Annotated in this window: 18 protein-coding genes; 16 read left to right on the top strand and 2 right to left on the bottom strand. The window is 72.2% G+C overall.

Annotated elements, in window-relative coordinates; translation table 11 throughout:
- Position 1: 1 nt before the first annotated feature.
- Complete coding sequence (locus tag ACIRVF_RS09815) at positions 2–973, bottom strand: AAA family ATPase (RefSeq protein ID WP_402816249.1); 972 nt, start codon at positions 971–973, stop codon at positions 2–4.
- 315 nt (positions 974–1288) lie between these two features.
- Positions 1289–1831, bottom strand: a complete 543-nt coding sequence (locus tag ACIRVF_RS09810; protein ID WP_402815782.1) for a beta-class carbonic anhydrase — start codon at positions 1829–1831, stop codon at positions 1289–1291.
- Positions 1832–2370: 539 nt separating this feature from the next.
- On the opposite strand from ACIRVF_RS09810, the gene rsmH reads away from it, so the two are divergent.
- The 16 genes from rsmH (at position 2371) to ACIRVF_RS09730 (ending at position 20966) form a co-directional block, all read left to right on the top strand.
- Entirely contained in the window at positions 2371–3345 is a 975-nt protein-coding gene (gene rsmH, locus ACIRVF_RS09805; RefSeq protein ID WP_402815781.1) for a 16S rRNA (cytosine(1402)-N(4))-methyltransferase RsmH, read from the top strand.
- A gap of 132 nt (positions 3346–3477) precedes the next feature.
- Complete coding sequence (locus ACIRVF_RS09800) at positions 3478–4023, top strand: cell division protein FtsL (RefSeq protein WP_402815780.1); 546 nt, start codon at positions 3478–3480, stop codon at positions 4021–4023.
- A complete protein-coding gene (locus tag ACIRVF_RS09795) occupies positions 4020–6287 on the top strand; it encodes a penicillin-binding transpeptidase domain-containing protein (protein WP_402815779.1) in 2268 nt (755 codons plus the stop codon). Before ACIRVF_RS09800 ends, ACIRVF_RS09795 begins: the two co-directional genes overlap by 4 nt.
- A gap of 6 nt (positions 6288–6293) precedes the next feature.
- On the top strand, positions 6294–7946 hold the full coding sequence (locus ACIRVF_RS09790; RefSeq protein ID WP_402815778.1) for a UDP-N-acetylmuramoyl-L-alanyl-D-glutamate--2,6-diaminopimelate ligase: 1653 nt from the start codon (positions 6294–6296) through the stop codon (positions 7944–7946).
- The gene (murF, locus tag ACIRVF_RS09785; RefSeq protein ID WP_402815777.1) at positions 7943–9346 is read left to right on the top strand and encodes a UDP-N-acetylmuramoyl-tripeptide--D-alanyl-D-alanine ligase; all 1404 of its coding nucleotides are present in this window, start codon (positions 7943–7945) and stop codon (positions 9344–9346) included. The genes ACIRVF_RS09790 and murF overlap by 4 nt, the downstream gene beginning before the upstream one ends.
- Positions 9346–10407, top strand: a complete 1062-nt coding sequence (gene mraY, locus ACIRVF_RS09780) for a phospho-N-acetylmuramoyl-pentapeptide-transferase (RefSeq protein WP_380415546.1) — start codon at positions 9346–9348, stop codon at positions 10405–10407. The genes murF and mraY overlap by 1 nt, the downstream gene beginning before the upstream one ends.
- Positions 10404–11846, top strand: a complete 1443-nt coding sequence (murD, locus tag ACIRVF_RS09775) for a UDP-N-acetylmuramoyl-L-alanine--D-glutamate ligase (protein WP_402815776.1) — start codon at positions 10404–10406, stop codon at positions 11844–11846. The genes mraY and murD overlap by 4 nt, the downstream gene beginning before the upstream one ends.
- A gap of 76 nt (positions 11847–11922) precedes the next feature.
- Complete coding sequence (gene ftsW / locus ACIRVF_RS09770) at positions 11923–13263, top strand: putative lipid II flippase FtsW (RefSeq protein WP_402815775.1); 1341 nt, start codon at positions 11923–11925, stop codon at positions 13261–13263.
- A 6-nt stretch (positions 13264–13269) separates the two neighbouring features.
- Entirely contained in the window at positions 13270–14376 is a 1107-nt protein-coding gene (gene murG, locus ACIRVF_RS09765) for an undecaprenyldiphospho-muramoylpentapeptide beta-N-acetylglucosaminyltransferase (RefSeq protein ID WP_030282889.1), read from the top strand.
- On the top strand, positions 14369–15145 hold the full coding sequence (locus ACIRVF_RS09760; protein WP_402815774.1) for a cell division protein FtsQ/DivIB: 777 nt from the start codon (positions 14369–14371) through the stop codon (positions 15143–15145). The genes murG and ACIRVF_RS09760 overlap by 8 nt, the downstream gene beginning before the upstream one ends.
- 363 nt (positions 15146–15508) lie before the next feature.
- Entirely contained in the window at positions 15509–16744 is a 1236-nt protein-coding gene (ftsZ, locus tag ACIRVF_RS09755) for a cell division protein FtsZ (RefSeq protein ID WP_402815773.1), read from the top strand.
- Entirely contained in the window at positions 16741–17472 is a 732-nt protein-coding gene (gene pgeF / locus ACIRVF_RS09750; protein WP_402815772.1) for a peptidoglycan editing factor PgeF, read from the top strand. The genes ftsZ and pgeF overlap by 4 nt, the downstream gene beginning before the upstream one ends.
- A complete protein-coding gene (locus ACIRVF_RS09745; RefSeq protein WP_402815771.1) occupies positions 17472–18284 on the top strand; it encodes a YggS family pyridoxal phosphate-dependent enzyme in 813 nt (270 codons plus the stop codon). Before pgeF ends, ACIRVF_RS09745 begins: the two co-directional genes overlap by 1 nt.
- Before the next feature lie 296 nt (positions 18285–18580).
- Positions 18581–19189, top strand: a complete 609-nt coding sequence (locus tag ACIRVF_RS09740) for a cell division protein SepF (protein WP_030282899.1) — start codon at positions 18581–18583, stop codon at positions 19187–19189.
- Positions 19190–19287: 98 nt separating this feature from the next.
- Complete coding sequence (locus tag ACIRVF_RS09735; RefSeq protein WP_030282903.1) at positions 19288–19569, top strand: YggT family protein; 282 nt, start codon at positions 19288–19290, stop codon at positions 19567–19569.
- A 59-nt stretch (positions 19570–19628) separates the two neighbouring features.
- Positions 19629–20966 (top strand): DivIVA domain-containing protein, encoded by a 1338-nt coding sequence (locus ACIRVF_RS09730; protein ID WP_402815770.1) that lies wholly within the window; start codon positions 19629–19631, stop codon positions 20964–20966.
- Positions 20967–21133 lie beyond the last annotated feature (167 nt).

Raw genomic sequence — 21133 nt, 5'->3', positions numbered from 1 at the left:
CTCAGCCCCTCCGGACGGCCGGGCCGCCCTGCGGGCGCGGCAGCGGCAGCCGGGCGACCAGGTCGGTCACGATCTGCTCGGAGCTGCGGCGGCCGAGCTGGGTCTCGGCGGTCGGCATCAGGCGGTGGGCCAGGACCGGGACGGCAAGGCGCTGGATGTCGTCCGGGGTGACGTAGTCGCGCCCGTCCAGCGCGGCGGCGGCGCGGGCGGCCCGGACCAGGTGCAGGGTGGCGCGCGGCGAGGCGCCCAGCCGCAGCTCGGGGCTGGTGCGGGTGGCACCGACCAGGTCGACGGCGTAGCGGCGGACCGGGTCGGCGATGTGCACGGTGCGGACCAGGTCGACCAGCTTGAGGATGTCGGCGGCGTGCGCGACCGGCTGGAGGTCGTCCAGCGGGTTGGTGCCGCCGTGCACGTCGAGCATCGCGAACTCGGCCTCGGGGCTGGGGTAGCCGATCGAGATCCGGGCCATGAAGCGGTCCCGCTGGGCCTCCGGGAGGGGGTAGGTGCCCTCCATCTCGACCGGGTTCTGGGTGGCCACCACCATGAACGGCGAGGGCAGCTCGTAGCTGGTGCCGTCGATGGTGACCTGGCGCTCCTCCATGGACTCCAGCAGCGCGGACTGGGTCTTGGGCGAGGCGCGGTTGATCTCGTCGCCGACCACGATCTGGGCGAAGATCGCGCCCGGGCGGAACTCGAAGTCGTGCCGCTGCTGGTCGTAGATGTTGGTGCCGGTGACGTCCGAGGGCAGCAGGTCGGGGGTGAACTGGATGCGGCGCACGGTGCAGTCCACGGACCTGGCGAGCGCCTTGGCCAGCATGGTCTTGCCGACGCCGGGCACGTCCTCCAGCAGCAGGTGGCCCTCGGCGAGCAGCACGGTCAGGGCGATCCGGACCGCCTCCGGTTTGCCCTCGATCACGCTCTCGATGTTGGCGCGGACCCGGTCCACGACCGCAGCGAGCTCGGCGAGCCCGATCCGCTGGTACCCGTTCGCCCTCTGTTCGCCCCCCGCAGGACTGCCGAGACCGGCCTGATCGCTGTAGCTCGTCACCCGTTTACGCTCCCTGGCACGCTGCGCCCGCCTCACCCGAGGCCGGACCCCACCCCATGCTTGACGCGACCGCCCCGGAGGCGGTTCCGATGGAGGATCCGGCGCCGGGCTGGCGGCCTGCGGCCCGGCCACCCCAGGTGGTTCGGGGTCTGACCGGCAGGCGCATTCTCCCCCGTCCGGGGGCCGGAAGTCACCATTCGGCCCCCGTCGAATGCTGCCACCCGCCCGCCCGGGGGCCCGTCAGCTGATCTCGCGCAGGAGTCCGGTGTGGACGTCGAAGACGAAGCCGCGGACGTCGTCGGTGTGCAGCAGGAAGGGGGAGGTACGGACCCGCTGCATGGACTGGCGGACGTCGCCGTCCAGGTCGACGAAGGACTCCACCGCCCACTGCGGGCGCTGGCCGACCTCCAGCTCCAGTTCCCGGCGGAAGTCCTCGGTGAGCCCGAGCAGGCCGCAGCCGGTGTGGTGGATCAGCGCGACCGAGCGGGTGCCCAGGGCGCGCTGGCTGATGGTCAGGGACCGGATGGTGTCGTCGGTGACGACGCCGCCGGCGTTGCGGATGACGTGGGCGTCGCCCAGTTCGAGGCCGAGCGCCGCGAAGAGGTCGAGACGGGCGTCCATGCAGGCCACCACGGCGATCTTCTGGACGGGGCGGGCGTCCATGCCGCCGTCGCGGAAGGTCACCGCGTACTCGCGGTTGGCCGTGACGAAGCGGTCGATGATGGTCGGTCTCGGGGAGTCGGCAGCGGCGTTCGGCGTGGGCCGGTCGGGAGTCACTGTCATGGGGGCGACGTTAGTGCGAACCGGGGCCGCGCGGTGGGGCGGAGAGCTACAGAACGCGTTGCTGTGATCGAGCGCATAGCGACAACTGCCCGGTTCGTCCGGACTGGTCCCGGAGTGGGTTGGTGCCCGGTCGCTCGACGGGGCGCGCGGCGCTCGCCGGAGGCCCCCGGCCGGCGGCCCCGCCGGACCGCCCCGACGGCCGCGACCTGCGGTGATCCGTACCGCCGCCCGGGTGGTGCGCCGGAGCGGACCATTGACTGCAAGGGCCCGCGCGATAGAGTTGCGGCGCGTTGGAGCACACCCGCCGGAGCCCGTCAACCGGGCGTCAGCCGTGCGGTGTGGCCCGTCCGATGCGGCCCGTGGCCTCCACCCGCTCCGTGTTCACCTGGCGCACCTTCCCCGGTGCCGGGCGGCCACGACCTTCCCCCTGAGCGGGCGGGGACCACGGGCCGCGTCGTCGTGCCGGCGGGCGGTGGGCGAGAATGGTCGGAGCTCCCGGACGACGGGCTGCTCCGCACCGAGGAAGGGCGCCACCGCGCATGACCACCAACGAACCGGGTCCCAAGCACGTTCCGGTGATGCTGCAGCGGTGCATGGACGCCTTGGCCCCGGCGATCTCGCGCCCCGGCGCCGTGGTGGTGGACGCCACCCTCGGCCTCGGCGGGCACAGCGAGGCGCTGCTGACCCAGTTCCCGGAGGTCCGGCTGGTCGCGGTGGACCGCGACCCGCAGGCGCTGAAGCTGTCCGGCGAGCGGCTGGCCCCGTTCGGGGACCGGGCCACCCTGGTGCACGCGGTGTACGACGAGATCCCCGAGGTGCTGGAGCGGCTGGGCATCGACCGGGTGGACGGCGTGCTGTTCGACCTCGGCGTCTCCTCGATGCAGCTGGACGAGGCCGACCGCGGCTTCGCCTACGCCCAGGACGCCCCGCTGGACATGCGGATGGACCAGACCCGGGGGATCAGCGCGGCGGAGGTGCTCAACACCTACAGCCACGGCGACCTGGCCCGGATCCTCAAGGTGTACGGCGAGGAGCGGTTCGCCGGGAAGATCGCCTCGGTCATCGTGCGGGAGCGGGAGAAGGAACCGTTCACCAACAGCGCGCGTCTGGTCGAGTTGGTGCGCAACGCCATTCCGGCGGCGACCCGCCGGACCGGCGGGAACCCGGCCAAGCGGACCTTCCAGGCGCTGCGGATCGAGGTCAACGGCGAGCTGGAGGTCCTGGACCGGGCGATCCCGGGGGCGCTGGACGTCCTCGCGCTGGGCGGCCGGATGGTGGTGATGTCGTACCAGTCGCTGGAGGACCGGCTGGTGAAGCAGTACTTCGCCGCCGGGGCGACCAGCACCGCCCCGCCGGGGCTCCCGTTCATCCCGGAGGAGCACCAGCCCTGGCTCAAGCTGATCACCCGCGGTGCCGAGCTGGCCACCGAGGAGGAGATCGAGGAGAACCGGCGCGCCGCGCCCGTGCGGCTGCGGGTGGCGGAGAGGATCAGGGACCGAAGCAAGCGGGGCTGAGGATCGGCTCCGGCGGGGTCCGAAGGGCGGAGGAGAGCGGTGGGGCCGGTGGCCGGTGAGGTCCGGGCGGGGCGGGGAGGACTCCCCGGGCAGGGCAGGGCGCGGATCACGGTCCGGCCGGGGCGGCGCCCCGTGCGGGGGCGCACGCCGTTCGCGGTGCTCGTGGTGGTGCTGCTGGCGGCGGGACTGCTCGGGCTGCTGGCGCTGAACACGGCCCTCAACGAGGGCTCCTTCGAGCTGTCCCGGCTGCAGAAGCAGACCACCAAGGCGACCGACGAGCAGCAGAGCCTCCAGCTCGAAATCGACCAGAGTTCGGCCCCCGACGCGCTGGCCAAGCGGGCCGGCGAGCTGGGCATGGTCCCGGCCGGCGGGATGGCCTTCCTGGACGTGCCGAACGGCGGCAAGGTGACCGGCACGCCCGGCCCGGCCCAGGACAGCCCGCCGGTGAGGAAGTCGACGGTCGATCCGTGGCCGACGAAGCCCACGCCGGGGGCCCAGAAACCGGCCCAGGCCCAGCCCTCGGCCCAGCCGAGCAGCTCACCGAGCGCCCAGCCGTCGGCACAGCCGACCGGCCAGGCATCCGCGCCGCCGACCCCGGCGGCCTCGGCCGGTGACTCGGTGATCCAGCTCAGCCCGGTGTCGCCCGCACCGGCCCAGCACGGGGGTGGTACCCGATGACGACGCCCCGTCAGCCGTCCGGTTCCGATTCGGGCTCCGGCCGTCGGCAGCCGCCGCGCACCGGGGCGGCCCGACCCGTCGCCGGGCGCGGCCAGCCCGCGAAGGGGCAGCCGGCCAAGGGCCAGGCCGCCAAGGGGCAGGCCCCGAAGAGCCAGCCGGTGAAGCCCCAGCCGGCGAAGAGCCAGCCCGCGAAGCCCCAGCCCGCGAAGGCCCAGCCCGTGCGGAGCCAGTCGGCCAAGGCGCAGCCCGCCAAGACCGCCGCCGCGGGCCGCACCCCGCGCGCGCCGCAGCAGCGCCGCCCGGAGGGCCGTCCGCCGACCCGTAGCCAGGCGGCGGTGCGACCGCGCCCGAAGTCCCGGCCGCCGCAGCGCCCCAGTGCGCTGAAACTGGCCGAGCCGAAGCGCCGGCTGCGGGTGATCACGGTGGCGCTGTCGCTGGTGTTCTCGGTCTTCGCCGGGCGCCTGGTGCAGCTCCAGCTGGTGGACGCCGACGCGCTGGCCGCCGACGCGAACACCAACCGCTACCAGAACATCCCGATCACCGCCGAGCGCGGCTCGATAACGTCCTCCGACGGCGTGGCGCTGGCCGCCACCGTGGACGCGTACGACATCACCGCCGACCCGGCGATGTTCACCCCCGAGGCGACCGGCATCCCGGACGCGCCGGAGCAGGCGGCCGCGCTGCTGTCGCCGATCATCGGCGTGGCCAAGGACAGGATCGCCGCCGACCTCCACACGCCCAAGACCCGCTACAAGCGGCTCGCCGCCCAGCAGACCCCGGCCGCCAAGAACCAGATCAGCGACCTCAAGTCGAGCCTGGAGAAGCAGGCCGGCTCGCGGGCCTGCCAGGCGCAGAAGAAGCTGCTCGGCAAGCCCGCCGACCAGGGCGGGCGCACCCGGGTCGACAACGAGTGCGCCAACCCGCTGGCCGGGGTGTTCAACCGGGAGACCCAGAAGCGGATCTACCCGGCCGACGGGCTGGCCGCCAACCTGGTCGGCTTCGTCAACGGCGAGGGCGAGGGCGCCGGCGGGCTGGAACTGCAGTACCAGAAGCAGCTGGCCGGCAAGGACGGCCACAGCAGCTACGCCCAGGCGGGCGGCCGGCTGGTGCCCACCGCCGGCGGCTCGATGGATCCGGCCGTGCCCGGCAGCGACATCAAGCTGACCATCAACCGGGACGTCCAGTGGGCGGCCCAGCGGGCGATCACCGACCAGGTGGCCAACTCCGGCGCGGAGAAGGGCTACGTCGTCGTCCAGGACGTGAAGACCGGCCAGGTCATCGCGATGGCCAGTTCGCCCGGCTTCAACCCCAACGACCTGAGCCTCGCCAAGCAGTCCCAGATGGGCAACCCGGCCCTGGTGGACGCCTACGAGCCGGGCAGCACCGCCAAGCTGATGAGCCTGGCCGCCGTCCTGGACTCGGGCAAGGCCAACTGGGACACCAGGGTCACCGTGCCCGGCACGCTGGTCCGGGCCGGGCAGCAGTTCAAGGACGACGTCCCGCACGGCGACTGGTACCTGACCCTCGCCGGGGTGCTCGCCAAGTCCTCCAACATCGGCACCATCGAGGCGGTCGAGGCCCTCGGCGACGGCGACCAGCTGAAGGCCAACCAGATCCTGGACGGTTACATGCGCAAGTTCGGGGTGGCCCAGCCGACCGGCCTGAACTTCCCCGGGGAGACCCCGGGCAAGCTCAAGAAGCCGGAGGACCTGGTCGCCTCGGAGAAGTACAACATCGCCTTCGGCCAGGGGCCGCTGCAGGTGAACGCGATGCAGGCCACCTCGGTGTACTCGACCATCGCCAACGGCGGGGTCCGGGTCGCGCCGAGCATCGTCCAGGGCGTCACCGGGCCGGACGGCAAGTACACCGCGACCCCGCCGGGCGAGCAGACCCGGGTGGTCAGCGAGCAGACCGCGAAGACCCTCACCTCGATGCTGGAGTCGGTCGTCGACGACGAGCAGGGCACCGGCGGCAAGGCCGCCATCCCCGGCTACCGGGTCGCCGGCAAGACCGGCACGGCCAACCGGGGGGCCGCCGACGGCAAGGGCTACGACGGCTACACCGCCTCCTTCATCGGCTTCGCCCCGGCCGACGCCCCCCGCTACACCGTCTCCTGTACCCTCCAGGGCCCGGTCAACGGCCACTTCGGCGGCCAGCTGTGCGGCCCGGTGTTCAAGCAGGTGATGGAGTTCACCCTGAAGACCATGCAGGTCCCGCCGAGCGGGAGCCCGGCACCGAACCTGCCCGTCGAGTGGAAGCCGTGAGCGAGGATGAGCAACCAGCGGGCCGGTCTGGACGGCGGCGCGGCGAAGGCCCGGTTTGGCCCTGGGCACCCTTCGGCGGATAGCCTTCCCGCCGTGCCGAAACCCGATCAAACCACCGTGAGTCCGCCCCGCCCGACCGGGACCGCCGCCCTGCCGCTCGCCGAGCTGGCCGCCCGGCTCGGTCTGCCGCCCGTCGAGGGCGGCGCCGTCACCGGCGTCACCCACGACTCCCGCGCGGTGCGCCCCGGTGACGTGTACGTGGCCTTCCCGGGCGCCAACCACCACGGCGCGGCCTTCGCCGGCAAGGCCGCGGAGGCCGGCGCGGTGGCCGTGCTGACCGACCCGGCGGGCGCCGAGCTGGCCGCCCCCACCGGCCTGCCGCTGCTGGTCGTCGACCGGCCGCGGGCCCGGATGGGCGAGCTGGCCGCGATCGTCTACGCTCACCCGTCCGAGCGGCTGCTGATGATCGGGCTGACCGGCACCAACGGCAAGACCACCACCTCGTACCTGGTCGAGGGCGGTCTGCGCGGCGCCGGGCGCAGCCCGGGCGTGATCGGCACCGTCGAGATGCGGGTCGGCCAGGAGCGGATCAAGAGCGAGCGCACCACCCCCGAGGCCACCGACCTGCACGCGATCCTCGGCGTGATGGCCGAGCGCGGCGCGGACGCGGTGACCATGGAGGTCTCCAGCCACGCCCTGGTCTTCGGCCGCACCGACGGGGTGGCGTACGACGTCGCGCTGTTCAACAACCTCACGCCCGAGCACCTCGACTTCCACCCGGACATGGAGGACTACTTCCAGGCGAAGGCCCGGCTGTTCCAGCCCGGCAAGTCCCGCCACGGCGTGGTCAACCTGGACGACGAGTACGGCCGCCGGCTCGCCGCCGAGGCGAAGATCCCGGTGACCACCTTCTCCGCGACCGGCGACGCCGGGGCGCACTGGCGGGCCCTGGACGTCCAGCTCGGCCCGACCGGCTCCACCTTCCGGGTGGTCGGCCCGGACGGCGCCGAGGCCGACGCCTCCGTTCCGCTGCCCGGTCCGTTCAACGTCGCCAACGCGCTGGCCGCGATCACCGTGCTGGTCGCCGCCGGGCTGCCGCTGGAGCGGGCGGTGGCCGGGGTCGCCGCCGTGGCCGGCGTGCCGGGCCGGCTGGAGCGGGTGGACGCCGGACAGCCGTTCGTCGCGGTGGTCGACTACGCCCACAAGCCGGACGCCCTGGAGGCCGTCCTCGGCTCGTTGCGCGAGGTCACCAAGGGCCGGCTGCACGTCGTGGTCGGCTGCGGCGGCGACCGCGACCCGCACAAGCGCGGCCCGATGGGCGCCATCGCCGCCCGGCTCGCCGACACCGCCCTGCTGACCAGTGACAACCCGCGCAGCGAGGACCCGCTGGCGATCCTCGCCAGCATGCTGACCGGCGCCGCCGCGGTGCCCGAGGCCGAGCGCGGGGACGTCCTGGTCGTGCCCGACCGGGCCGAGGCGATCGAGCTCGCGGTGGCCCGCGCCCAAGCGGGGGACACCGTGCTGGTGGCAGGCAAGGGCCACGAGCTCGGCCAGTACGTACGAGACGAGATCCGCCCCTTCGACGACCGGGAGGTGCTGCGCGAATCCATCGCGCGGACCACGGCCGCCCGGGGCGACCGAGGAGTAGAGCAGCAGTGATCGCACTGACCCTCGCCGAGGTGGCGGCCGCAGTCGGAGGCACCCTGGCCGGAGCCGACCCGGACACCCTGGTCACCGGCCCGGTCGAGGTCGACTCGCGGAAGGTGAGCCCCGGCGGCCTGTTCGCGGCCTTCGTCGGCGAGAACGTGGACGGCCACGACTACGCCGTCACGGCGGTCGAGGCCGGCGCCGTCGCGGTGCTGGCCTCCCGCCCGGTCGGCGTGCCCGCCGTCCTGGTCGACAGTGTGGTGGAGGCGCTCGGCCGGCTGGCCCGGGCCGTGGTCTCCCGCGCCGCGGGCACCGCCGTGGTCGCGCTGACCGGCTCGGCCGGCAAGACCAGCACCAAGGACCTGATCGGCCAGCTGCTCCAGCGCCACGGCGAGACCGTCTTCCCGCCCGGCTCGCTGAACAACGAGATCGGCCACCCGATGACCGCGCTGCGGGTCGAGGAGAGCACCCGGCACCTGGTGATGGAGATGGGCGCCCGGCACAAGGGCGACATCGAGTACCTCACCTCGATCACCCCGCCGCGGATCGGCCTGGTCCTCAACGTCGGCACCGCCCACCTCGGCGAGTTCGGCTCCCAGGAGGCGATCGCCGAGGCCAAGGGCGAGCTGGTCGAGGCGCTGCCCGCCGACGGCGCCGCGATCCTCAACGCGGACGACCGGCTGGTGCGCGCGATGGCCTCCCGCACCAAGGCGAAGGTGGTGCTGTTCGGGGAGTCCCCGGACGCCCACGTCCGGGCGACCGACGTTCGCCTGGACGCCACCGGACGGCCATCTTTCACGCTCACCACCCCGGCCGGTTCCGCGCCCGTGCAGCTGCGCCTGTACGGTGAGCACCACGTCTCGAACGCCCTCGCCGCCGCCGCGGTGGCGACGGAGCTCGGGATGTCCGTCGACGACACCGCGGCAGCCCTGGGCGAGGCGGGTGCGCTGTCCCGCTGGCGCATGGAGGTCGTCGACCGGGCCGATGGTGTCACCGTCGTCAACGACGCCTACAACGCGAACCCCGACTCGATGCGGGCCGCGCTGCGGGCGCTGGTCTCGATCGGCGGCCGCGGTCCGGAGCGCCGCCGCACCTGGGCGGTGCTCGGCGAGATGCGGGAGCTCGGCGAGGACAGCCTGGCCGAGCACGACGCCATCGGGCGGCTCGCCGTCCGGCTGGACGTCACCAAGCTGGTGGCGGTCGGCGGACGCGAGGCGGCCTGCATGGAACTCGGCGCGAGGAACGAAGGTTCGTGGGGTGAGGAGTCGGTGCTGGTGTCCGACGCGGACGCGGCGGTCGAGCTGCTGCGCAGTCAGCTTCGGCCGGGGGATGTGGTCCTGGTGAAGGCGTCCCGTTCGGTGGGGCTGGAGAAGGTGGCCGAGGCCCTCCTGGCGGACGGTGCTGCCCGATGATGAAGCAGATCCTCTTCTCCGGGATGATCGGCCTGATCCTCTCGCTGGTCGGCACGCCCGCCCTGATCAAGCTGCTCGCCCGGCAGGGCTACGGCCAGTACATCCGTGACGACGGCCCCAAGGCGCACCACAGCAAGAAGGGCACGCCCACCATGGGCGGCATCGCCTTCATCCTGGCGACCCTGATCGCGTACTTCGCCACGAAGGCGATAACGGGCGACACCCCGACCGCCTCGGGGCTGCTGGTGCTCTTCCTGACCGCGGGCCTCGGCCTGGTGGGCTTCCTGGACGACTACATCAAGGTCGTCAAGCGCCGCTCGCTCGGCCTGCGGGCCAAGGCGAAGCTGGCCGGCCAGTCGATCGTCGGCCTGGTGTTCGCCATCCTGGCGCTGCAGTTCCACGACGACCGCGGGCTCAGCCCGGCCTCCGAGAAGCTCTCCTTCGTCCGCGACTTCAGCTGGTCGATCGGCCCGGTGCTGTTCGTCATCTTCGCGTACTTCATGATCGCGGCGACCTCCAACGGCGTGAACCTGACGGACGGTCTGGACGGCCTCGCCACCGGTGCCTCGGTGATGGCCTTCGGCGCCTACACCTTCATCGGCGTCTGGGAGTACACCCAGAGCTGCGCGTACTTCATCTCCGCCACCGGCGCCTGCTACGACGTCCGGGACCCGCTGGACCTCGCGGTGGTCGCCTCGGCCCTGATGGGCTCCTGCTTCGGCTTCCTGTGGTGGAACACCTCGCCCGCCAAGATCTTCATGGGTGACACCGGCTCGCTCGCCCTCGGCGGCGCCCTGGCCGGCCTCGCGATCTGCTCGCGCACCGAGCTGCTGCTGATCATGCTCGGCGGCCTGTTCATGATCATCACCCTCTCGGTGATCATCCAGGTCGGCTCGTTCCGGATGACCGGCAAGCGCGTCTTCAAGATGGCGCCACTGCAGCACCACTTCGAACTCAAGGGCTGGAGCGAAGTCCTGGTCGTGGTCCGCTTCTGGATCATCCAGGGCCTGTGCGTGGCCGTCGGCCTCGGCCTCTTCTACGCGGGATACCGGACCGGATGACAAACCCCGACTTCGACAACCTGCCCGTGGTGGTCGCCGGCCTCGGCGTCTCGGGCATCAGCGCCGCGCGCGTCCTGAACGGCCTCGGCGCCCGCGTCACCGTGGTGGACGGCGGCAGCGGCGGGGGCCTGCGGGCCCGCGCCGCGGAGCTGGAGGCCGCCGGCATCGCGGTGCGCCTGGGCGACGGCGCGAGCCTGCCCGAGGGCACCGAACTGATCGTCACCTCGCCCGGCTGGGCCCCCGACAGCCCGCTGTTCGCCGCCGCGGAGGCGGCCGGGGTGCCGGTCTGGGGCGACGTCGAGCTGGCCTGGCGGCTGCGCAAGCCGCTGCCGGGCACCGGCGAGCCCGCCCCCTGGCTGGCCGTCACCGGCACCAACGGCAAGACCACCACCGTCCAGATGCTCGCCTCGATCCTCACCGCCGCCGGCAAGCGCACCGCCGCCGTCGGCAACGTCGGGGTCTCGGTGCTGGACGCGGTCCTCGCCGAGGAGCCGTACGACGTGCTCGCCGTCGAGCTCTCCAGCTACCAGCTGCACTGGGCGCCCTCGCTGCGCCCGCACTCGGCGGCCGTGCTCAACCTGGCTCCGGACCACCTCGACTGGCACGGCTCGATGGAGGCGTACGCCGCCGACAAGGGCCGGATCTACGAGGGCAACGCGGTGGCCTGCGTGTACAACCTGGCCGATCCGGCCACCGAGGCGCTGGTCATGGAGGCCGACGTCGAGGAGGGTTGCCGGGCGATCGGTTTCGGCCTCGGCGCGCCGAGCCCGTCGAACTTCGGCGTGGTGGACGGCCTGCTGGTGGACCGCGCCTTCGTCGAGGACCGGGCCAAGAACGCGGCCGAGCTGGGCTCGGTCGAGGACGTGAACCCCCCGGCCCCGCACAACATCGCCAACGCGCTCGCGGCGGCCGCGCTGGCCCGGGCGTACGGGGTCGAGCCGAAGGCCGTCCGGGAGGGCCTGCGGGCCTTCCGTCCGGACGCCCACCGGATCGCCGAGGTCGGTACGGTCCGCGAGGTCACGTACGTCGACGACTCCAAGGCCACCAACACCCACGCCGCCGCGGCCTCGCTGGCGGCCTACCGGCCGATCGTCTGGATCGCCGGGGGACTGGCCAAGGGCGCGACCTTCGACGACCTGGTGCAGGGCGCGGCCGAGCGGCTGCGCGCGGTCGTGCTGATCGGGCAGGACCGGGCGCTGATCCGCGAGGCGCTGGAGCGACACGCTCCGGATGTGCCGGTGATCGAGGCGGCCGAGGGCCAGACTGGCGCGGTGGCGATGGCCGAGGTCGTTCGAACGGCCGCGTCGCTCGCTCGATCGGGTGACACGGTGCTGCTGGCTCCGGCCTGCGCGTCGATGGACATGTTCACCAACTACGGCGAGCGCGGCGACCTCTTCGCGGCGGCCGTCCGGGAGCTGGCGGACTCCGGCGGCGAGTGAGAGGCCTTTCGGGGCGGACGGGCCGCATGAAGAGGAACGGGGAGCGGTGGCGGGGCAGGGCAGGGCGGATTCCGGCGTGACGAAGCAGGACGCCGCCGAGCCGTGGCGAGTGATCTCCGCCACCACGACCAAGTACAAGTCGGCCGGTCCGCTGGGACGGTTGCGGGCCTTCCGGGCCCGCGTCCGGTACTGGCTGGACCGGCCGCTCACGCCGTACCTGCTGGTGGTCGGGAGCACCCTGCTGCTGGTCGTGCTCGGCCTGATGATGGTCTTCTCGGCCTCGCAGATCCTGGCGCTGAACCAGCACCACACCGCGCAGTACTACTTCCTCAAGCAGCTGATCGCGGCCATCCTCGGCCTGGTCCTGCTGGTCGGCTTCGCCTCCGTCCCGGTGGCGGTGCTGCGGGTGATCGTCTACCCGGTGATGTTCGGGGTGATCGGGGCGCTCGCGCTGGTCGCCGTGCCCGGCATCGGGGTGCGGATCAACGGCAACCAGAACTGGCTGGATTTCGGCTTCTTCCAGTTCCAGCCCTCCGAGTTCGCCAAGCTCGCCCTGGTGCTCTGGGGCGCCGACCTGCTCGCCCGCAAGCAGAAGGCCGGCACCCTCAGCTCCTGGAAGCACCTGCTGGTGCCGCTGGTGCCGGGCGCCCTGCTGCTGCTCGCGCTGATCATGATCGGCGGTGACATGGGCACCTCGATGATCCTGGTGGCCATGGTGTTCGCGCTGCTGTGGATGGTCGGCGCACCGCTGCGGCTGTTCGTGGCCACCCTCGGGGTGGCGGTCGTGGTCTGCACCGCCCTGGTGATCACCGTCCCGCACCGGGCCGAGCGGCTGGGCTGCATCGGAGTCACCAAGCTCGACCCGGAGGGCGCCTGCTTCCAGGCCCTGCACGGCGTGTACTCGTTCGCGCTCGGCGGCGGCTTCGGCACCGGCCTGGGCGCCGGCGTGGAGAAATGGGGCCAGCTGCCCGAGGCGCACACCGACTTCATCTTCGCCGCGACCGGCGAGGAACTGGGCCTGGTGGGGACGCTGTCGGTGATCGGTCTCTTTGCGGCACTAGGCTACGCGGGTATCCGTGTGGCCATCGGCACGAAGGATCCCTTCGTCAGGTACGCCGCGGGAGCCGCCACCACCTGGATCATGGCGCAGGCCATGATCAACCTGGGGTCGGCGCTGGGACTGCTGCCCATCGCGGGCGTCCCGCTCCCGCTGTTCTCCTACGGCGGTTCCGCCATGCTGTCGGCCATGTCCGCGATCGGGGTGCTGCTGTGCCTGGCACGCAGTTCCTCGGGCGCGAAGGCGGCCCTGGCCGCCCGGAGCAAGAACTCCCGGATCAGGAAGCGACTGGCCCGGGTGCTGCCACGACGACGAACCACAGCGCGCCCGGCCCCCGGGCCGGCACGCAGGGAGCGGTGAATTTCGGTGCATGTCGTACTCGCCGGCGGGGGGACCGCCGGTCACATCGAGCCGGCCATGGCCCTCGCGGACGCCCTCCGCAGGCACGACCCGTCCATCGGGATCACCGCCCTGGGCACCGAGAAGGGGCTGGAGACCCGACTGGTGCCCGAGCGCGGCTACCAGCTGGAGCTCATCCCGGCCGTCCCGCTGCCCCGCAAGCCCACCCCCGAGCTGATCACCGTCCCCGGCCGGCTGCGCGGCACCGTGCGGGCCGCCCAGGAGATCATCGAGCGGGTCAACGCCGACGCCGTGGTCGGCTTCGGCGGCTACGTCGCGATGCCCGCCTACCTGGCCGCCAAGCGGGCCGGCGTGCCGATCGTGGTGCACGAGGCCAACGCCCGCCCGGGCCTGGCCAACAAGATCGGCGCCCGCTACACCGACTTCGTAGCGGTCTCCACCCCGGACAGCAAGCTGCGCGACTCCCGGTACATCGGCATCCCGCTGCGCCGGACCATCGCCACCCTGGACCGCAATGCCACCCGGCCGGAGGCCCGCCAGTACTTCGGCCTCGACCAGCGGCTGCCCACCCTGCTGGTCTCCGGCGGCTCCCAGGGCGCGCGCCGGCTCAACGAGACCATCACCGCGATCGCCCCGCGGCTGCAGCAGTACGGCGTGCAGATCCTGCACGCGGTCGGCCCGAAGAACGAACTGCCGCAGGTCGCCGACGTCCCCGGGATGCCGCCGTACCGGGCGGTGCCGTACGTCGACCGGATGGACCTCGCCTACGCGGCGGCCGACCTGATGCTCTGCCGGGCCGGCGCCATGACGGTGGCCGAGCTGGCGGCCGTCGGCCTGCCCGCCGCTTTCGTGCCGCTGCCGATCGGCAACGGCGAGCAGCGGCTGAACGCCCAGCCGATGGTCAAGGCCGGCGGCGGCCTGCTGGTGGACGACGCCGAGCTGACCCCGGACTGGGTGCTGCAGAACGTGCTGCCGGTGCTCACCGACCCGCAGCGGCTGTGGGACATGAGCCGGGCCGCCGCCGAGTTCGGGCGCCGGGACGCCGACGACCTGCTGGTCGGCATGGTCTACGAGGCGATCCAGGCGCACCGCGGCGGTCGCCGCCGTGGCTGACGGCCGGCTCGCCGACCCGTTGGAGGAGGAGCTGGAGGAGGAGGAGTCCGCTCCCCGCCTCCGGCTCTCCCGGCGGGGCATCGTGGTGCTGAGCGTGCTCGGCGCCGCGTTGCTGGGCGTGCTGGCCTGGGTGGTGTTCTTCTCGTCGGTGCTGGACGTGCGCGACGTCGCCGTCCAGGGTGCGACCGACGACAAGCTGACGTCGGACCAGGTCCGCGACGCGGTCGGCGGGCTGGCCGACGGCCCGCTGGCCCGGGTCGACCTGGACGGCGTCCGGCAGCGGGTGGAGGCGATCCCCCGGGTGGCGAAGGCCGAGGTCTGGCGGGGCTGGCCGCACACCCTGCAGGTCAAGGTGGTGCAGCGGACCGCGGTGGCCGCCGTCAAGGGGGATGACGGCCAGTTCACCCAGGTGGATGCCGCCGGCGTGAGCTTCGCCACCGAGGCGGCCGCGCCGCAGGGCGTGCCGGTGGTGGAACTGCGGCTCAGTCAGCCCGCGAAGGACGTGGACGGGGTGATCTCCCGGGCGCAGCTGGTGCAGGGCGCGGTGGCGGTGGCCGCCGGGCTCCCGCCGGAGATCGCCAAGCGGGCCGGATCGGTCCTGGTCCACTCCTACGACGACATCGAACTGCAGCTCAGCGGGGGTACGACGGTGCGTTGGGGGAGTCCCGAGCAGACCGATCGGAAGGCCCGGGTGCTGCTGGCGCTGATGAAGCAGAAGGGCACCGTGTTCGACGTGACCGCGCCGGAGGCGCCGGCGGTGTCGGGTTGATCCGCTAGATTCTGTGCCCGAGGGAGGGGTTGACGCCTCGAAGTGTCGGCCCGACCCTTGGTGGTCACCCCGGTTTCCATTGCCGGCCGATGATCACATAGGCTCAAAAGAAAAAGGGAAGCTCGGCGTGTTCGTTGAAACGCGTGCCCGGAGCCACCTAGTGTCCTGTGTCACCAGACTGTGTCCGTTGGTGATGTGACGGAGGCACAGGACTAACCCTAAAGGTCAAGTTTAGGGTTGGGGTCGGCGGTCGGCATTTCGGACATTCAGTCAGAAACCAGGCTCCCTACCCATCGACATCCGTCGGTACGGCCCACCGTCGGGCCGCACCGACCCGGAAATTCGAGGCGAGAGGCCTTCGACGTGGCAGCACCGCAGAACTACCTCGCAGTCATCAAGGTCGTCGGAATCGGCGGCGGTGGTGTCAACGCCATCAACCGGATGATCGAGGTCGGTCTCAAGGGCGTCGAGTTCATCGCGATCAACACCGATGCGCAGGCCCTCCTCATGAGCGACGCCGACGTCAAGCTCGATGTGGGCCGTGAACTCACCCGGGGCCTCGGCGCCGGCGCCAACCCCGAGGTCGGCCGCAAGGCCGCCGAGGACCACCGCGAGGAGATCGAGGAGGTCCTCAAGGGGGCCGACATGGTCTTCGTGACCGCCGGCGAGGGTGGTGGCACGGGCACGGGCGGCGCGCCCGTCGTCGCCAACATCGCCCGCTCGTTGGGCGCCCTGACCATCGGCGTGGTCACCCGCCCCTTCACCTTCGAGGGCCGCCGCCGGGCCAACCAGGCCGAGGACGGCATCGCCGCCCTGCGCGAAGAGGTCGACACCCTCATCGTGATCCCCAACGACCGGCTGCTGTCCATCTCGGACCGCCAGGTCAGCGTGCTCGACGCGTTCCGCTCGGCGGACCAGGTCCTGCTCTCCGGTGTCCAGGGCATCACCGACCTGATCACCACCCCGGGTCTGATCAACCTCGACTTCGCGGACGTCAAGTCCGTCATGTCGGACGCCGGTTCGGCGCTCATGGGCATCGGCTCGGCCCGCGGCGAGGACCGCGCCAAGGCGGCCGCCGTGATGGCGATCTCCTCGCCGCTGCTGGAGGCCTCGATCGACGGCGCCCGTGGCGTGCTGCTGTCCATCTCGGGCGGTTCCGACCTCGGCCTGTTCGAGATCAACGAGTCGGCCCAGCTGGTCAGCGAGGCCGCCCACCCCGAGGCGAACATCATCTTCGGTGCCGTCATCGACGACGCGCTCGGCGACGAGGTGCGGGTCACCGTCATCGCGGCCGGCTTCGACGGCGGTCAGCCGCCGGCGATCGTCCGCGACCCGGTGGTGAAGTCCACCACCCCCGCCGCCCCGGCCACCCCGCCGGCCGCCCCCGAGCGCCCGGCCGGCCGGCCGTCGTACGGGAGCATCGGCTCGGTGACGTCCCGCTCCGAGGGGGAGGCCCCGGCCGCCCCGGCGCGTTCGACCGAGACCACGGCCGGCACGGCCACCACCGCTCCGGTGCCGCCGCAGGTGCAGCAGTCGACCCGGCAGCCGTTCGTGGAGAGCCCGGCCGAGGAGCTCGACGTCCCGGACTTCCTTAAGTGATCGATCACGCGGTCCGCGCGGGTGCTCACTTCGCCTTCACCGATCGGTGGGGCGGGGTGAGCACTTCGCCGTACGGGGAGCTCAACCTCGGCGGTGCGGTCGGGGACGACGCGGAGGCCGTCCGGGAGAACCGGGCGATCGCGGCCCGGGAGCTGGGGCTGAACCCGGCCGACGTGGTCTGGATGAACCAGGTGCACGGCGCCGAGGTGGCCGTGGTGACGGAGCGCCAGCCGCTGGGGGAGGCCCCGACGGTGGACGCGGTGGTCACCGACCGGCCGCTCGCGCTCGCGGTGCTGACCGCGGACTGCACGCCGGTGCTGCTGGCCGACCCGGTGGCGGGCGTGGTGGGCGCGGCCCACGCGGGCCGGCCCGGGCTGGCAGCCGGAGTGGTGACCGCGACCGTCGGGGCGATGGTCGAACTGGGGGCCGAACCGGCGCGGATCACCGCCGCCACCGGTCCCGCGGTCTGCGGCCGTTGCTACGAGGTGCCGGCCGAACTGCGCGCCGAAGTCGCCGGGGTCGTCCCGGCGGCCTTCGCCGAGACCTCCTGGGGGACCCCGGCGCTGGACGTGCCGGAGGGAGTCGCGGCCCAGCTGGCCGCGGCGGGGGTCACCGAGCTGGTGCGCTCACCGGTCTGCACCCTCGAATCCGCCGATCACTTCTCCTATCGTCGCGAGCAGCGCACGGGCCGGCTCGCGAGCTACGTCTGGTTGGGCTCTGATCACTGATGACGAACGACATCTACGGACCGTTCCCGGGCAGCCCGGAGTTCCTGGAGGGGCTGACCGAGGGCCAGCGGGCCCGGTACGAGGAACTCGGCACCAACCTCGAAGTGGTCGAGCGCCGGATCGTGGACGCCTGTGCGGCCGCCGGACGTCCGCGCGAGGACGTCACCCTGATCGTCGTCACCAAGACCTACCCGGCCGAGGACAGCGCGCTGCTGGCCGGACTGGGGGTCACGGACGTCGCGGAGAACCGGGACCAGGACGCCGCGCCCAAGGCGGAACAGTGCAGAAACCTTCCTCTTGACTGGCACTTCGTCGGACAGCTGCAGACCAACAAGGTCCGCTCGGTCGTCCGGTACGCGAACCACGTGCACTCGGTGGACCGGCTGCGGCTGGTCGAGTCGCTCTCGGCGGCCGTGCTGAAGTCCGGGCGCCCGGAGCTGGGTTGCCTGGTGCAGGTGGCGCTGGACAAGGAAGCGTCGATCAGCGGCTCCGCCGCGGGCGGCGAGAGCGCGCACCGGGCCGGGGTCGCCCCCGAGGACGTCGCCGAACTCGCCGACGCGATCGCCGACACGCCCGGGCTCCGCCTGGACGGTGTGATGACCGTCGCTCCGCTGGCCGGTCCGCTGGCCGGAGACCCGGCCCGCGCCTTCGAGCGGCTGGCGGAAATCGCAACCGCCGTACGGGCGGCCCATCCGGCTGCCACCATGGTCTCCGCAGGGATGAGCGGTGACCTTGAGCAGGCGATTGCCGCCGGAGCGACACATGTGCGCGTCGGAACGGCGGTACTCGGAGTGAGGTCACCCCTCGGGTAACGTCACCGGGTAGTAGATCAGACTGCAGGACAAAATAGGACAGAAACTAGCAGCTTTCAGAAGCGCTAGCCAACCGTGGATCGCAGTTTCACGGCCCCACCCCAAGAACCCTGACGGCGTGTCGCCTTGACGGGCCGTCGCGGGCGGGCCGAGGAATCCGCAGGCAGGGCCGCGGCCCCGGCCGCAGGGACGGTTCGCACGGAGCGAGCGGAGCGAGCGACCGATGGAAGGTGCGCGGCTTCGCGGAGCAGCCACCGAGCGCCAGCGAGGTGGCCATGAGCGGAGGAGACAGGAGCATGGCCGGCGCAATGCGCAAGATGGCGGTCTACCTCGGCCTCGTGGAGGACGAGACGTACGACGGCCAGGGGTACGACCCCGACGACGACTACGACGCGGACCCCGAGCCGATCCGTACCGGGCAGCGGACCGAGGACATCCCCCGGCCGGCAGCCGCTCCCGCCCCCGCCCCGGTCTCCTCGATCACCCCGCAGCCGGTTCCGGCCGCGGTGCCGATCCGGCAGGAGACCCCGAGGATGGCCCCCGTGTCGTCCATCACACCCGAACGCCGCCACAACCTGGAGAAGAGCGCACCGGTGATCATGCCCAAGGTAGTGAACGAACGAGAGCCCTACCGCATCACCACGCTGCACCCCCGGACCTACAACGAGGCCCGTACCATCGGGGAACAGTTCCGCGGCGGTACCCCCGTGATCATGAATCTGACCGAGATGGACGACACGGACGCGAAGCGGCTCGTAGACTTCGCCGCTGGACTCGTCTTCGGTCTGCACGGCAGTATCGAGCGCGTGACACAGAAGGTGTTCCTGCTGTCGCCTGCTAACGTCGATGTCACGGCGGAGGACAAGGCTCGGATCGCCGAGGGTGGGTTCTTCAACCAGAGCTGACCCGGCCACGACTTTACGTGTGGATCTGATCAACAGTGGTTGGCGACAGGTGACGAGCGGCAGGCCCTAGGGCCCGGGACCGGGGAGAGGGAAACGCGATGGACATCGTGTGGGCGGTGCTCTACTACGCCCTGACCGTCTTCCTGGTGTTCCTGCTCGTTCGACTGGTCATGGACTGGGTCTTCCAGTTCGCGCGTTCGTGGCGGCCTGGCAAGGCCATGGTCCTGGTCCTGGAGGCCACGTACACTGTCACGGATCCGCCGCTCAAGCTTCTTCGGCGGTTCATTCCGCCGTTGCGTTTCGGGGGCGTGGCGCTCGACCTGTCCTTCTTCGTACTGATGATCATTGTGTATGTCCTGATCTCGCTTGTGCACCCCTAGTCGTAGGTGAGCGATGCGACAGGATGCCGGTGTGCCGACGATCACGTTGAGGTGAAGAGATGCCATTGACCCCCGAGGACGTTCGGAACAAGCAGTTCACGACCGTCCGCCTGCGTGAAGGCTATGACGAGGACGAGGTCGATGCCTTCCTCGACGAGGTCGAGGCGGAGCTGACCCGCCTCCTCCGGGAGAACGAGGACCTGCGCGCCAAGCTGGCCGCCGCGACTCGCGCGGCCGCGCAGAACCAGGCCAACATGCGGAAGGAACCGCCGCAGGACGCCCAGCGTCCGGCCGCGCCCGTCCCGGCTGCCATATCCGGCCCGCCGGTCCCCGGCCAGCAGGGTCCGGGTGGCCCGCAGCAGATGGGCCCCGGCGGCCCGCAGCAGATGGGCCCCGGTGGTCCGCAGCAGCAGCAGCAGATGGGCAACCAGCCGCTCGGCCTGCCGTCCGGTGCGCCGCAGCTCCCGGCCGGCCAGGGTGGTCCGATGGGCCCCGGCGGCCCGCAGCAGATGAACCAGACCATGGGCGGCCAGCAGCAGCTGGTCCAGCCGATGGGTGGTCAGATGCTCCAGCCCATGGGCGGTCCCGGTGGGCCGCAGCAGATGGGCAACCCGATGGGCCAGGGCATGGGCCAGCAGCAGCAGATGCAGCCGATGGGCGGCCCCATGGGCGGCCCGCCGCAGCAGATGGGCGGCCCGCTCGGCGGCCCGATGCAGCAGCAGGGTCCCGGTGGCGACAGCGCCGCCCGCGTGCTGGCGCTCGCCCAGCAGACCGCCGACCAGGCGATCTCCGAGGCCCGTTCCGAGGCCAACAAGATCGTCGGCGAGGCGCGCAGCCGGGCCGAGGGTCTGGAGCGGGACGCCCGGGCCAAGGCCGACGCCCTGGAGCGGGACGCGCAGGAGAAGCACCGCGTCGCGATGGGGTCGCTGGAGTCCGCGCGGGCCACGCTGGAGCGCAAGGTCGAGGACCTGCGGGCGTTCGAGCGCGAGTACCGGACGCGTCTGAAGTCGTACCTGGAGACCCAGCTGCGTCAGCTGGAGTCGCAGGCCGACGACTCGCTCGCGCCGCCGCGGATCCCCGCCACCGCGTCGCTGCCGCCGGCGGCGTCGTCGATGGCGCCGGCCGGGGGGTCGATGGGCTCTGCGCCTTCCTTCGGCGGGAACCAGCCTTCGTTCGGTGGTAACTCGCCGTCGTTCGGCGGGCAGAGTTCCTTCGGTGGGAACGCGCCGGCGCCTTCCTTCGGCGGGCAGGGCGGTGGCAACAGTGGTGCGCCGCAGATGCAGCCGGCGGGGATGACCCAGCCGATGGCGGCCGTCCGGCCGCAGCCGCCGCAGCCCATGCAGCAGGCTCCGGCGCCTATGCGGGGTTTTCTGATTGATGAGGACGGCGACAACTGAGGTTGTAGCTGGGGTTTTTGGGGCGTCCCCTTTCTGGCCTTCGGGTTGGGGAGGGGGCGTCCTTTTTGGTGTTCGGGGTGGGGCTGTAGGGGGTGGGGGGTTGCTGTTGGGGGGGTGTTGGTTGTTCGGGGGGCTTTCGGGAGGGTGGGTGACGCCGGGGGGGGGGC

Source organism: Kitasatospora sp. NPDC101157 (assembly GCF_044768255.1).
In the GTDB taxonomy this organism is placed as follows: Bacteria; Actinomycetota; Actinomycetes; order Streptomycetales; family Streptomycetaceae; genus Kitasatospora.
The sequence above is the reverse complement of the archived record's forward strand: the minus strand, read 5'-3'. Positions and strand labels throughout refer to the sequence as shown.